Origin of the sequence: Dysgonomonas massiliensis (genome assembly GCF_900240225.1) — a bacterium.
Lineage (GTDB): Bacteria > Bacteroidota > Bacteroidia > Bacteroidales > Dysgonomonadaceae > Dysgonomonas > Dysgonomonas massiliensis.
This window is the reverse complement of record NZ_OEPV01000009.1, coordinates 1-14956: the sequence shown is the minus strand read 5'-3', so window position 1 is coordinate 14956 and position 14956 is coordinate 1. Positions and strand designations below refer to the sequence as shown.

10 protein-coding genes and 1 tRNA gene are annotated in these 14956 nt (G+C 39.7%); 8 read left to right on the top strand and 3 right to left on the bottom strand.

Annotation, left to right across the window (positions count from 1 at the left end):
* Nucleotides 1-69: 69 nt before the first annotated feature.
* From C1A06_RS10145 to C1A06_RS10125, 5 genes are all read left to right on the top strand, one after another.
* On the top strand, nucleotides 70-768 hold the full coding sequence (locus C1A06_RS10145; RefSeq protein WP_101690156.1) for a hypothetical protein: 699 nt from the start codon (nucleotides 70-72) through the stop codon (nucleotides 766-768).
* 40 nt (nucleotides 769-808) lie between these two features.
* Nucleotides 809-1873, top strand: a complete 1065-nt coding sequence (locus C1A06_RS10140; protein ID WP_101690155.1) for an aldose epimerase family protein — start codon at nucleotides 809-811, stop codon at nucleotides 1871-1873.
* A gap of 88 nt (nucleotides 1874-1961) precedes the next feature.
* Nucleotides 1962-2876 carry a tRNA (adenosine(37)-N6)-dimethylallyltransferase MiaA gene (gene miaA / locus C1A06_RS10135; RefSeq protein ID WP_101690154.1) on the top strand — a complete coding sequence of 305 codons (915 nt, stop codon included), beginning with the start codon at nucleotides 1962-1964 and terminating at the stop codon, nucleotides 2874-2876.
* The gene (locus tag C1A06_RS10130; RefSeq protein ID WP_370738368.1) at nucleotides 2867-4207 is read left to right on the top strand and encodes a dihydroorotase; all 1341 of its coding nucleotides are present in this window, start codon (nucleotides 2867-2869) and stop codon (nucleotides 4205-4207) included. The genes miaA and C1A06_RS10130 overlap by 10 nt, the downstream gene beginning before the upstream one ends.
* A 20-nt stretch (nucleotides 4208-4227) precedes the next feature.
* Nucleotides 4228-4725, top strand: coding sequence for a DUF456 domain-containing protein (locus C1A06_RS10125; protein ID WP_101690152.1), 498 nt, complete (start codon nucleotides 4228-4230; stop codon nucleotides 4723-4725).
* Between the two features lie 10 nt (nucleotides 4726-4735).
* Here the strand turns inward: C1A06_RS10125 and C1A06_RS10120 are convergent, their stop codons facing one another.
* Nucleotides 4736-7012: a cation:proton antiporter domain-containing protein gene (locus C1A06_RS10120; RefSeq protein WP_101690151.1), complete on the bottom strand. Its 2277-nt coding sequence runs from the start codon at nucleotides 7010-7012 to the stop codon at nucleotides 4736-4738.
* A 199-nt stretch (nucleotides 7013-7211) separates the two neighbouring features.
* Here C1A06_RS10120 and C1A06_RS10115 point away from each other — a divergent pair, with 199 nt between their 5' ends.
* Nucleotides 7212-10709 (top strand): bifunctional proline dehydrogenase/L-glutamate gamma-semialdehyde dehydrogenase, encoded by a 3498-nt coding sequence (locus C1A06_RS10115; protein WP_101690150.1) that lies wholly within the window; start codon nucleotides 7212-7214, stop codon nucleotides 10707-10709.
* 80 nt (nucleotides 10710-10789) lie between these two features.
* On the opposite strand, the gene C1A06_RS10110 is transcribed toward C1A06_RS10115, so the two are convergent.
* Nucleotides 10790-12163, bottom strand: a complete 1374-nt coding sequence (locus tag C1A06_RS10110) for a phage tail-like protein (RefSeq protein ID WP_159461402.1) — start codon at nucleotides 12161-12163, stop codon at nucleotides 10790-10792.
* Nucleotides 12164-12426: 263 nt separating this feature from the next.
* Between C1A06_RS10110 and C1A06_RS10105 the strand changes: the two genes are divergently transcribed.
* Together C1A06_RS10105 and C1A06_RS10100 are read left to right on the top strand one after the other, a co-directional pair.
* Nucleotides 12427-12942, top strand: coding sequence for a transposase (locus C1A06_RS10105; RefSeq protein ID WP_101690148.1), 516 nt, complete (start codon nucleotides 12427-12429; stop codon nucleotides 12940-12942).
* Nucleotides 12943-13019: 77 nt separating this feature from the next.
* Nucleotides 13020-14693, top strand: coding sequence for a B12-binding domain-containing radical SAM protein (locus tag C1A06_RS10100; RefSeq protein WP_101690147.1), 1674 nt, complete (start codon nucleotides 13020-13022; stop codon nucleotides 14691-14693).
* A gap of 138 nt (nucleotides 14694-14831) precedes the next feature.
* Here the strand turns inward: C1A06_RS10100 and C1A06_RS10095 are convergent.
* Nucleotides 14832-14905: transfer RNA gene (locus C1A06_RS10095), tRNA-Ile, on the bottom strand.
* Nucleotides 14906-14956: the final 51 nt, after the last annotated feature.

Genomic DNA, 14956 nt, shown 5'->3' with positions numbered 1-14956 from the left:
ATATCATAGAGCAAGATTAGCAGCATCGAAAAAGATTGTTATATTTGTTATACAACTATACCAAGAAACATGCATCACAAAGTATTGGCATACATAAGCGTCATCTTGCTAAGCGCCTCTAGCCTTTTTGCTACGGGTCCATCTTATATGCAAGCCTTGATTCGCCCCATATCTATCAACCAAGATGGATATATCCTATGCCGTACCAAGTTTATGCAAAACCCCATGGGTGGATATAACTATCAAGACTACGAATATGGCTTTTGTGTGATCGGTCCGGATTCGATCGTCTTCGAAAAAGCCCAAGTCGTCAAGTATGATTTTTATAACGACGACGAAATATACATGAATCATATTGCATATTGGGACTCGATATTTAACAGTGATTTCGACAATAAGCATCTAAGTGGGATAGAAAGACAGTTAAATTACCGGTACGATTTTCACGAGGCAAATGCGCATAAATATAAACGGAATGATACAATTCCCATCAAGCAATTCATATACAGCAACACTTTCCATGATAGTATAGCGCAATACAGCTTACATGGGGCAACCGGTCGTTTCTATGAAGGTCAAGAATTGGTGGAGGTATCCTATGACTTTGGTCATATTCTATTTATCATGAATAGACAAAACAGTAGTAATTATGATGGTCATAGCCCTTATATAGGTGCTAAATTCAGCTATGCTTTCAATATTGCCGGAAGTGCTGAATATGAAGACTATTATATAACGGGAATAATTTTCAGGAAAAAGAAAAGCTAACTAATTATAATATAATAATATAACATAAATCTTACTGATTATGAATAAATCTGGATTGAACCCTGCCGACTTCGAAGGAACAGTAGATGGCAAAGAAGTTAAGCTGTATGTGCTTACAAACAAAAATGGTGCAGAAGCAACAATTATCAATTATGGTGCTAAGATAGTATCGTTACTTGTACCGGACAGAGACGGTAAATTGGTAGACGTAGTACTAGGTCACAAAAGTCTGAACGATTATCTCAATTCCGAGGAGCCTACTTACGGTGCTGTTTGTGGACGTGTAGCTAACCGTATCGCGAAAGGTAAATTTACGCTTGAGGGCAAAGAATATCAGCTAGCAATAAACAATGGTCCTAACAGCCTACACGGTGGCATCAAAGGATTCCAAGCAGTAGTTTGGGATGCTAAGCAAGAAGATGAGAACAAACTGGTTCTTACTTACCTTTCGAAAGATGGCGAAGAAGGTTATCCGGGAAATTTGAAGGTCAGAATCATCTACCACTTGAATAAATACAATCAGCTGAAAGTAAAATACGAAGCTGAAACAGATCAAACAACAATCGTCAACTTGACAAACCACTCGTATTTCAACCTTTCGGGCGAGGGCGATCCATCGGTATTAGATCACAGATTGACTATGTATGCAGGTCATTATCTACCGACAGACAGTACAGCTATTCCTTACGGACAACCAGATAAAGTAGCAGGAACACCATTCGATTTTACAACAGAACATACAATTGGCGAGCGTATTGATGCAGAACATCAGCAAATAACATTCGGTAAAGGATATGACCACTGCTACGTATTGGATAAATTCGAAAAAGGAGAACAATCTCTTGCAGTGAAATGCATTTCGCCTAAAACCGGTATCATTATGGAAATCTACACCAGCGAACCAGGTGTACAAATCTATACAGCAAACTGGCTACCAGGCAAACAAGAAGGTAAAAACGGACATTATTATCCAGAGCGTAGTGCTGTTTGTTTCGAAACTCAACACTTTCCTGACAGTATCAATCAACCAAGCTATCCTAGCATTGTACTGAAACCAGGCGAACTGTTTGTTTCATATACCGATTTTTGCTTCTCGGCAGAATAACGATTAACAATACATATTTTAGAGCAAAGGGGTTATAAAGTAACTCCTTTGTTTCTTTATATTCCTCAGCAAAGTTTATCTTTGCACTATGTATAAATACGACCTCATCACTGTTTTAGGTCCTACGGCTTCCGGTAAAACCGATATGGCCTGCAAGCTGGCCTACGAAATCGATGCTGAAATAATCAGCGGCGATTCGAGACAAGTATATCGTTCGATGGATCTGGGAACCGGAAAAGATCTGGCAGATTATACCGTCAACGGAAAAGATATTCCATATCATCTGATTGATATCCGCGATGCGGGAGATAAATACAACATCTTCGAATATCAGCTGGATTTTCATGCTGCTTATACCGATATCATCGGAAGAGGTAAGACGCCGATTCTTTGCGGAGGATCGGGATTATACATGGAATCCGTTCTTAAAGGCTATTCGCTGATAAACGTTCCCGAAAATAAAGAGCTCAGAAAACGCTACGAAAATACTTCGCTCGAAGAGCTTACAGCAATACTTGCGGCATATAAGGATCTGCATAACAAGACCGATGTTGATACTGCCCAACGAGCAATCCGTGCTATCGAAATCGCCGAATACACGAAACAGCATCCTGCCGAAAGTCAGGAATTCCCCCCGATCAATAGTCTCATTATCGGAATTGATATTGACCGTGAATTGCGTCGGGCACGTATATCCAAAAGGCTAAAAACCCGTTTGGACGAAGGAATGATAGACGAAGTACGCAATATTATCGACAAAGGCGTTCATCCTGATGATTTGATCTATTACGGATTAGAATATAAATTTCTTACCTTGCACATTCTTGGCGAACTGTCGTATGACGAAATGTTCTCTCAGCTTGAAATAGCAATTCATCAATTTGCCAAACGACAGATGACGTGGTTCAGAGGGATGAAAAAACGCGGACTGCATATTCATTGGATAGATTATGAAATGCCGATGGAAGAACGAATAGAAACAATTAAACAATTATTACAATGATACTAATACATAGAGCTACAATAGTAAACGAAGGTCGAAAATTCGAAGGATCGGTCTTGATAGAAGGCAAAACCATCAGCAAAATATACGAAGGTAATGTTCCCGAAGAAATACTTAATCGTGCAAAAGTAATCGATGCATCAGGCTTGCATCTACTACCTGGAGTAATTGATGATCAAGTCCATTTCCGTGAACCGGGACTGACACACAAAGGCGATATAGCAAGCGAAAGCCGTGCAGCCATTGCCGGAGGAGTAACCTCGTTCATGGAGATGCCAAACACTAAACCTCAGACAACAAGCATAGAAGAACTGGATCAGAAATTCGAACTTGGAGCTGAGAAATCATACGCTAACTACTCTTTCTACTTGGGAGCTACGAACGACAACATAAAAGAGTTGTTGAAAGTAAATCCAAAAGATGTTTGCGGCGTAAAAGTATTTATGGGCTCATCAACCGGAAATATGTTGGTTGACGACAAAAAAGTACTTCAAGCTATTTTTGCAGAAGTGCCGATGCTGATTGCAACTCACTGCGAAAAAGAAGAAGTTATCCGCCGAAATCTGGAAATATATAAAGCTAAATACGGAGAAGATATTCCAATCGAATGCCATCCTCTGATTCGTGATGCCGAAGCTTGTTATCAATCGTCAAGCGAAGCTGCCGAGCTGGCTTCTAAATACGGATCGCGCTTACACATTCTTCACTTATCAACTGCTCGTGAAGTAGGTATCTTCGACACAACACCTTTAGCTGATAAGAAAATCACCGGCGAAGTATGTGTTCATCATTTATGGTTCAATGATGCCGATTATGCAAAATACGGAACTCGTATCAAATGGAATCCGGCTGTGAAAACCAAACAAGACAGCGAAGCTCTGATGGAGGGGTTGTTAAATGGCAGATTGGATGTTATTGCAACAGATCATGCACCACACCTTTGGGAAGAAAAACAAGGCAGCGCCCTGAAAGCTGCATCGGGAGGTCCATTGGTTCAGCATTCATTGCAGATGATGATCGAATTCGTGAAACAAGGCAAGATTTCGATTGAACAAGTTGTCAATAAAATGAGCCACGCTCCGGCAACTCTATTCCGTATCGACAAACGCGGATATATCCGCGAAGGCTATTATGCCGATTTAGTATTGGTAGACACAAACAAGCCATACACTATTACAAAAGACAATATTCTGTATAAATGTGCATGGTCGCCACTTGAAGGAGAAACAGTTTCGAGCTCGATCGAAAAAACCTTCCTTAACGGCCAGATAGCATTCGAAAACGGAACAGTGAATGAGCTAAGAGGCGAAGCTCTGAGATTCAATAACTAATCTAACAGAACAACTACACTATGACTCTTGATATCATTCTAATCATCATAGCGGGTATATGCATTCTTGCAGGGATAGTCGGCAGCATTGTCCCTGCCTTGCCCGGACCTCCACTCAGCTATGTAGGAATATTGCTTGTGCATTTCACTTCTTTATCGGAATACTCGACAACCTTTCTCGTAGGATGGGCAATTGTGATAATAGCCATTCAAATACTAGACTATTTCGTCCCGATATGGGGCACAAAGAAATTCGGAGGTAGTAAATACGGAGCTTGGGGAAGTACAATCGGGATTGTAGCAGGAATGTTCTTTTTCCCTCCTTTTGGCATTATCATATTTCCTTTCGTAGGTGCTGTAATCGGAGAACTACTCAACAATAAAGACTTTGCATCTGCAATAAAAGCAGGTTTCGGCGCATTCCTTGGTTTCGTAGCCGGAACTTTTATGAAATTAGCTGTATGCTTTGTATTACTCTTTTTCTACATCAAAGAAGTTTATCACATCATCGCCAATTAATTTACAATCTTTAAGGCGTAGACAGAATCAACGTAGAAGGCATAGCCTGAACCAATTCAGGACGCTTTTCACGAAGTAATTTCCAGCTTTCAAGACTGATAATAACCAAATCGAACTGACGTACAATACCCTCGTCAACAAGGATGTGATTATTCCACTGCTGGAACAGATACTGGTTTGTTTTCTTAAGCTCTTTTACCGATCGAACAAAGTCTATCGAGTTATCAGACAACTGTATATGATCCCAAAGCGTAATACGTGCACCTTTGGCCAATCCTTCCATAAAGCTTCCGACGAAAGTATCGTCTTCATCCAAAACCGGAACTAATACTTTTTGTATATCAACAAATCCTCTGTCAATGAATATTCCTATAGGAGCATCTACTTTCGAAAGGATCAGACGAGTTCTATCTTCGAATGGAGAAACTGCCCGCTGACCACCTATAAACTTAGCAAGTAGCTTTCTGAATGATTCTTTGAATGAACGGGAAATCTCGACAAAGTGTCCTAGTAGATTATCTTCTCCTTCGGGCTGAACACCTCCACGGCTTCCGATCAGCACAAAGTCGTATTCTTCTTTATTAGCAACACGAATTATTCGTTTCTGAGAATCGTTCGATATATCGTATACTGCATTAATATCTTTGCCTATTCGCTTTGCTTCCGAAAGAATTGGAGCAAAAACAGCATCCTCTTCGTCCTCTACATTATATTGATGAAGAAAGCTCCCTTCGGTAGCATGCAACATGGTTACTTCTGAATCGGCAGGTCTACGCTTCGATATGAAGTCGGCAATACGCAGCAAGCGTTTACCAGTCTCGGGACTGGCAAAGGGTACCAAAACACGAAATTTCTTACTTGTATTTTCTTCAGCTTTAATCTCTTTACGGAATATCTTATTGATAAAGCTCAGACTTGGCGATGTCATAAACGTTGTAGCCAGAGCCATAATGACCATCATTGCAAATATTTCAGGACTAAGAATCCCTAAATCCAATCCGATATTCAGAACTACAAGTTCCATCAACCCTCTGGTATTCATCAGAGTACCTATCACACAGCTATCTTTCCAGCTCAACCCGACAAAACGAGCAGCAAATGCACTACCACAGAATTTACCTACTACGGCAACTAGCGTTATCATTCCACAAACGATCCACAGATGAGTCGTATTGAGTAGACCAATCTCGGTTCTAAGTCCTGTGTAAACGAAGAATAAAGGAAGTAAAACTATTAATGATACATACTCGATCTTTTCAATCAGGAGATTTCTGAATTTAACATCGGTAGGCATCATCACTCCGGCCATAAATGCACCAAATAATGCATGAATACCAATCAATTCGGTGATATATGACGAAATGAAGAGTACTATAAAAAACGTTGCAGCTACGGGTTTAGAGATATTCCTGCGCGAATGATGCGAGTTTACAACCCGCTTCAGAACAGGACGTACAACCTTGAACATCACTATAACATACATCACGGCAGCAAGGATAACAAACACAGAGCTAGCCAATGATCCTGCTTTCACAATAGCAATCACTGCTGCCAGCAGACACCATGCTGTTATATCATCTATTGCTGCACATGTGACAACAACGGGACCAATTGGCTGTTTATTTATCCCTCGTTCCTGAATAATACGGGCCAATACGGGAAAGGCTGTGATACTCATGGCAATCCCCATAAATAAGGCAAACGAAAGAAAATTGACATGAGCATGTGTAAATTCCTCGTACAAAAAATAGGCTAAGAATATACCTAAACTGAAGGGAAATATGATACTGGCATGGCTGATAATAACAGCATTCTCTGCACGATTCTTAACCGTTTTCAGATCCAGCTCCATACCTACAATAAACATAAACAGCACAAGACCTATCTGACTGAGTAAGCCTATGTTACCTAATGAGCTAACGGGGAATAAAAATTCGGATATTTGGGGAAAATAATGACCTAAGAATGAAGGGCCTAATACCACACCGGCGAAAATTTCGCCAATTACAGCTGTCTGGCCAATTAATTTACACAACCATCCGAACAATTTAACAACAATCAATATTACAATCAGCTGCCCTAACAATACGATGGTAGGTGTAGCTATACTATCCAGCAGATTATAAAGAAAGACAGACCAAGCTGAACCTTCAACCGAATCTGTAAGAATAGTCTGAGCCGAAGGAATCTCTAGATTGGTTTTACCTGCATCTAACGTCAAGAAAATCAATATAAAGAAAACCCCAATGGTAGTCAGGTAAAATATTAGGTTTCTATATTTTTTCATGAATAGTCGATATTCTGCAATTAATAGCGAAATATAGTACAAAGCTAACACTTTTTTCTTAAAAAACCGCTCAGGCAAACATTCTTCTAATCTTCTCAGCAGCAATACTTTTTTGTCATTTTAACACATAAGAATTAAAAAAAACATTATCTTAGGAAAAGTTTCACAAAATTAAAACGACCTTAAAACGAGTAGTACTATGACTAGAATTACAGAAAGCCAGATTATAGATTGGGCCAAGGATTTTTTGATTAAGGCCGAACAAGAACTAAGCCCTGAGGAAGTTAAGGAACAAAAGAAATTTGCATCCCTTATTCGCAACCCCAACAACAAAATACTTTTATGTAAAATGCTTGACGAGTCTTCACAAATTCGCGATTCGAAAAAACTGGCATTGCGCATGAAACATTTTATCAGTATTTACGGTGTACCAGACTTTTTCAGCTCGTTCGATCAATTCCAGCTGAAACTATTCACCGGAATAGGCTACTTGTTTGACGGCATCTCGATACCTCTTTTCAAGAATAGATTAAGACAAGAAACCGATAAAATAATTATTTCGGAAGAAAGGCCTGCACTTACCCGCCATCTGGCAGCTAGAAAGCAAGCCAATATAGGTCAGAATGTAAACCTTCTGGGCGAAGTTGTACTTGGCGACCAGGAAGCAAAAAACCGCTACGAACATTATCTGGAAGCCCTGAAAGAGCCGGATATAAACTATATTTCGATCAAATTATCTGGTATTTATGCACAGATAAAGTCCTTAAGCTACGAGCAGAACAAAAAAGAGTTATGCGAATTGGTAGCAAACATCTATCGTCAGGCAATCAAATATCCGTACACTGACAATCAGGGAGTTATTGCTCCAAAGTTTGTCAATCTGGATATGGAAGAATACAAAGATGCTCATTTGACATTAGACGTATTCGAAGAGGTACTCAGTCGTCCCGAATTCAAAGACTATACAGCAGGTATCGTTATTCAGGCTTATTTGGCTGATGCCGGTTTATTCCAAGAGAGATTACTCAATTTCGCGAAGAAACGTTATACCGAAGGTGGTGCACCATTGAAGATGCGACTCGTTAAAGGAGCAAATCTGCAGATGGAAAGTATCATATCGTCGCTCAAAGGCTGGGCAAATCCGGTTCTTCCTACGAAAGTACAAGTTGATGCCAACTATTTGCATCTTCTGGATATCGCTCTGCAACCCGAAAATGCCAAAGCGTTGCATGTAGGTGTGGCTTCGCACAATTTCTTTTCACTGGGATATGCTTATCTCCTTTCGGAACAAAACGGTGTTGCCGACTGCGTAACCTTCGAGATGCTGGAAGGTATGGCAAACCATTTGCCTCGTGTAGTTCGCAAATTGAACAAGCAAATTATACTATACACACCGGTTGTGAAGAAAGAAAATTTCTTGAATGCAGTTTCGTATCTAGTACGTCGTCTGGATGAAAATACGGGAAAAGAAAACTTCCTTCGTTACTCTTTCAGCCTGAAACTCGACTCTCAGGAATGGAAATATCTGGTAAATCAGTTTAACGAAGCTTATCAACTGAAAGATAGTATGAAAGCTCATGCTACTCGCACGCAAGATAGAACTAAACCAGCAGCCAAAGTAGAAGATATCAATACATTCCAGAACGAACCCGATACGGATCTTGATCTTCCGGTAAACAGAGAATGGGCACTGAAAGCATTGGAGAAATGGTCGACAGAGGTCAACAAAGATAATTTTAAGATTCCGGTTCAAATCGGAGATAAGGAGACTACGTCGGAACACACAAAAAGGTACTACGACCGCAGTCGCAACGATGAAGTTTGTTTCTGCGAAGTCAATCTGGCTACACAAGATCAAGTTGAAGAAATGGTCAGCATAGCTGAGACTGACAAGTCAGGATGGAGAAAAACTCCTTTGGCTGAAAGAAATAGAATTCTGCATCAGGTCGCAGAAAACCTAGCCAACAAGCGAGGTGATCTGATAGGCTGCATGGCTGCTATTACGGGTAAAACATTTACCGAAGGAGATGTTGAAGTATCGGAAGCTATCGATTTCTGCAGATTCTATCCTATTAGTATGAACGAATTTGAGAATCTGGAGACTGTTTCATACAAACCAAAAGGTATCATCATGGTCATTCCACCTTGGAACTTTCCATTGGCTATTCCGGTAGGAGGTGTGGCATCAGCTCTGGCAGGAGGTAATTCGGTCATACTGAAACCTGCTACAGTTGCCTATCCTATTGCTTGGGAATTTGTCAAATGCTTCTGGGAAGCAGGAGTTCCGAAAGATGCGCTGCAGATAGTCTGTACAGCTGAACGCAAATCGCTCGATTATCTGACATCTCACCCATCAATAAAACACATTATTCTCACGGGAGGAACAGATACAGCATTCCGTCTACTCGAAAAAAATCCTCGTAAACCACTAAGTGCTGAAACGGGGGGTAAAAATGCAATTATTCTGACAAGCAATGGCGACCAGGATCATGCAATATTGAATGTCGTTGCTTCTGCATTTGGCAATGCAGGACAAAAATGTTCGGCTTGTTCGTTGTTATTGGTCGACAGAAAAACTTACAATGATCCGCATTTCAAAGCTAAATTACGTGATGCAGCAATTAGTCTGCGCACCGGAAGTACCTGGGATACAATGAACTTCGTTGGCCCGATGATTGACAATACCAACGAAAAATTGATGCATGCCATCACTCATCTCGAACCGGGCGAAGAGTGGCTTGTAGCTCCTGAATTTGCAGATGCTAAGAAGTATATATTGAAGCCTACAATAAAATGGGGTGTGCGACCTGGAAGCTTTACGTTCGAAAATGAACTCTTTGCACCATTACTATCAGTGGTTTGTATAGATAATCTGGAGCAAGGTATCGAATTTGCAAATAAATCGGCATACGGATTGACTTCAGGATTGCAGAGTCTTGATGAGAGCGAGCAAGCTCTTTGGACAGATCAGATAGAAGCAGGTAACTTGTACATCAATCGTGGAATAACCGGTGCAATCGTACGTCGCCAGCCTTTTGGCGGGATGAAACTTTCTGCTTTTGGCGGTGGACTGAAAGCCGGTGGACCAAACTATGTATCTAGCTTTGTCGAATTTGAAGAAAATCCGAATACACCTGCAACCAAATCAGTTTCAGCATTCAATGCTCTAGTTCAGGAAGAGGCAGAGAAACTACGATTAAACTATGCTTCGGAAAGTTACCGCAGATGGTGGATCGAAGAATTCTCTCAAACACGAGACGTATGCCAACTTTATGGTGAAAGTAATTTCTTCCGTTATCGTCCTTTGAAATCCGTAGGATTCAGAATAACGGAATCGGATTGTCTGGCAAATGTATTACTTGTTATCATGGCTTGCAAAGAAACTCCAACTCCACTAGTCATCAGTATAGACCCGAACGACAGTAAGGATAAAGTATTAAGCGCTTTGGGCGGAATAAACCTTGTCAGCGAAAGCGAGCAACAATTCATCGATAAGATGCATACATTCGAACGCATAAGAGTTTGTTCAAATCTTATTTCTGACGATATATACAAAAAAGCTGCCGAACTTGGTAAACATATTGCCTCGGAAACTCCTACAGTAGAAGGACGTTTAGAATTACTTCATTATCTGAAAGAACAAAGTATTACGAACGAATATCATCGTTACGGAAGTATCTTTGACGAGGACAAATAGTAAAACAGTATTTGCAATTCGAATAGCATAGAGTTTCTAGTGAGATTCTATGCTATTTTGTTAAACAAAAATTTATTAGGCTACTCTTTTACACAGCGTACAGATAGCCCCCAAGCCTTATCTAATTCGCTAATTTGCTTAGCTGTAGTCCTATTGATGTAAAATGTATAAGATTTTACTCCTGAAGCAACGGAGGCAGACCATACGTAGCCAACATTACTCGACAGATTTCCGGTACTATAATTCCGATTCCCAGCAAAAGGATATATACCAAAATTTTCCCATTGTCGTGCATTATTCCCTACACTTATTTCTACGGCCCCATTTATTAATTCTTTCCATGGATTCTCATCTTTAATTGCTTCCATATTCTGATTATAGTCATGCGTAGGCACTTTCCAGCCTTTGGGACAAGGGTCCAATGGGCTTTTATGAAAACAACCATTATCGGTCCTACCCCAACGCTCATTCCAACGGCCATCATTTTCCACGGATGGATTGTACCAATCGCCAGAAGTGGTAGAAGTTTTCTTTATAAAACTCAAAGGGTATGCTATGCTATTTTTGAAATTTATCTGAGTCGTATTATCATTAGTCTTAGACTTGTCAATAGCAGCAGCTACTTCACCATGAGTACTTTGTAATATTAAATCATCATTACTCCATCCCTGAGATGCAGGAAAAGGATCTTTTCGTCCCCATTGATATAACAAGCCCTTTATAGCTACATCTGCCGGATCGGTAGTTGTTGCACCAAGATTACGATCCATCCATGTATATCCACCACCATCAAGACCAGCTTTCGTCGGATCATCTGTAACCCAGATATGCCAACTCCAACGGATTGTGCCGCTGCTGTCTTGTAATCCAATAACTGCATTACCTTTTACTGTACCCCCAGCCAAATTTACTGTAATTATCCCTTTGCGATCATTCGAACTAATGCTCAGTGAGCCGGAAGATGGTACAATCACAGCATCCTGCCAGTAAAGCACCGGAGTCAAAATACCTGTCACCGATTCGGAAGGCAATCTATTTTCACCGTCAGCACTCCCGAAATATTCCCATATACGAAAAGCTTTTTCAACGGGTATCTGAACTTTAGTGGTTCCAGGAGCAACCATATAAGTGTTCGGCTGATAAAGCGCATCTCTTTCGTATTGATTCTGGTTAGATAAACTTTCCCATTTATCACCTTTCCAGACATAAAGGCCTTCGCCACTTTTGTCAATACATCCATTCATGTTATAGACTAAAAGCCCAGTATGTTTTTCCCATGCCATGTTTTCATTCTCTATGACATTATCTCCCATTGTCAGTTTATTCAAATCTTTGAGCATAACACGAGGCATTCCTAAACCTCGGATGGTAGAACCTTCTTCTTTCAAATCTAAGATTGCTCCTCTATTAGGCTCTTGCAGGCTACCTATTGTCACCTGAGCATTAGTTTGCATTATTGGAAGAACTAGAAAAAAATACAACACTACAAGTAACAAAGTATGTTTATTATTCATATCCAGAATTAATAACTTATAATAACATCTGAAAATCTAAATATCAATTTTAAATTGATAAAGGAGCAGAATATCCCAATAAGATAACGTCCTAATCTCAGAAAAAACAATTACAGAATGACTAAAATAATTTACATATATAACGCAAAGAGGCACAAATAGTTTAAAGAGAAAACAAAAAAATTATCTATACAAAAAAAACTATGGCAAAATACAGCAAAAAACTTGTAGAGATAATTTCGGAATTATTGGAGAATGATATGTCGGTAACTGATGTTTGCAATTCGGTTGGAATTAATCGTAAGACATTTTATGAGTGGATAAAAACTAAGCCAGAATTTGCTCAAGCTGTCGAAGAAGCACGCGATCGTGCTTATGACGAATTGCTAGCTTTGGCCAGACAAACTCTTCGCGAACGGATAGCAGGTTACACTGTTGAAGAAACTACATATACTTACGAACCTTCTTCGTATGACGATTCGGAGATGATATTAAAAAAGAAAGTTGTAAAAACCAAACAACGGGAACCGAGTATCACTTCTCTCAATAATCTGATTCAAAATGCTAAGACTAGGAAATCTGAGAGAAATCCAAGTCTTGAGGCAACTAACAAAATCAAAAAAGGAGGAATGATTACCCCTCGTAATAGCGAGGAAGCAATGACTTTGGCTCGCTTCTATCAAAAAATTCATCAAGAGTCACGAATTCAGAACAAATAAAATCTGTAGTAAAGTGTTACTTTTTCCGAAAGACCGTCTTTTATACTAACTTTGCATGATCAACAGACAGATTCAGAATGAAAACGGTTCTAACAACGCTCAACGCCAAGTATATACATACTTCCCTGGCTCTTAGATGGTTATACGTAGCTAATAAAGATCGATTCGACATTTCGTTTCGTGAATACACAATCAAAGAGAAGATTCCGACAATAGTGGATGAACTTTTAGCTACCGATTGCGACATATTGGGTATAAGTGTTTCTATCTGGAACGTCAATCATACCAAAGAATTAATCGACAAACTGAAAGAGCAACGACCTGAACTCATCGTCATAGTAGGTGGCCCGGAAGTAAGTTACGAACCCGATTTCTTTATCGATAACTGGAGGATAGATTACGTTATCAGTGGTGAAGGCGAGTTTGTTCTGGGAGATCTGATTCAAGCGATCGAGAATGACACATCTACCGAGATCGACGGAGTTTCGTCTCGCAATTTCATTAGCCGTAAGATTGCACAAGCTAATATAGTAGCTTTGTCGAAGCTCGATTCGCCGTATCAGTTGGAAGAAGATAAAGAGAATCTGAAGAACCGAATGGTTTATTTTGAATCATCACGCGGTTGCCCGTATCAATGTCAGTATTGTCTTTCGTCGTTAGAGAAAGGAGTCAGGTATTTCCCAAATGAGTATATTACTGAGAATCTGGGATACCTGATCAAAAACGGAGCCAAACAAATCAAATTCCTTGACCGAACATTCAATCTGAATAAAAACCATACGACGAATGTTTTCGACTATCTAATTGTGAATCACAGACCGAATCTGAGCTGTCAATTTGAGATATACGCAGACTTGCTTACAGATGAAATGATCGACTATCTGAACAAAAATCTGCCGAAGAATTACTTTCGATTCGAAGTTGGTATACAATCTACTTATGAGCCAACAAATTTGGCTGTAAAGCGTAAGCAGGATTTTCCGCTGCTATATTCGAATGTACAGAAGCTGATGGACGGTGGTAAAATTGATCTGCATCTCGATTTAATTGCCGGTCTTCCTTACGAGACATTTGATCGCTTTGCGAAGTCGTTTAACGACGTTTTCGCGCTTCGAGCTAAAGAAGTTCAACTTGGATTCTTGAAAATGCTCAGAGGCACTAATTTGAGACGATTCGCAGATAAATACGGATATAAGTATGATGAACAAGCACCTTATGAGATTATATGCAACAATGATATCACTCGTAAAGAATTGGATCGTATACATAAAGCAGAACATGCATTAGAGAAGTTTTGGAATAGCGGTCGCTTTCAGCTGACAATGAATAGTTTGATTGAGAATCAATACAGAGGCAGATATTTCGAACTATTCGATGAAATAGCGCATTTCTATGAGCAAAATAATTATCCTCACCGAGGATATCAACTCGAAGACTTATTCCGTTACTTGAATGCTTTCATTGAGTCAAGAGGTATTGATCTATTCGAAGAACTAAGAGCTGATTATTATAGCTGCTTTAATAATCGCCCACATGGATTCTGGAAAGAGACTTTGGACAAGAAAAAACGTAAGCAACTACTCTATCAGATTGGGCAAGATAAGGCTTTCTTAGAACAACATAATCTGAATAGAAAAATCGTAGAGAAACAAACAGCTATAGACCCTATTTCTGATGAAGACTATCTACTTACTATATTCCTAGAGGGACAGCGATTAACAATTAAATATAATACTAAAAATATCCAATAAAGTTTAGGGCTGATTATCTATGTAGAAAAGGGAATGTTCTTTGAAATATTTTGCGGTAGGTCTTTGAAACGAAAAAGAGCTATAAACCGTTTGATTTATAGCTCTTATCTTATTCATTTCATCTTTCTATTTGTGTTGTAGTCCCAGGCAGATTTGAACTGCCGACCTCTACATTATCAGTGTAGCGCTCTAACCAACTGAGCTATAGGACTGGCATTACATCTTTCTATTCAAATCTTTACTGTTAGTTACTACAGCTTCAA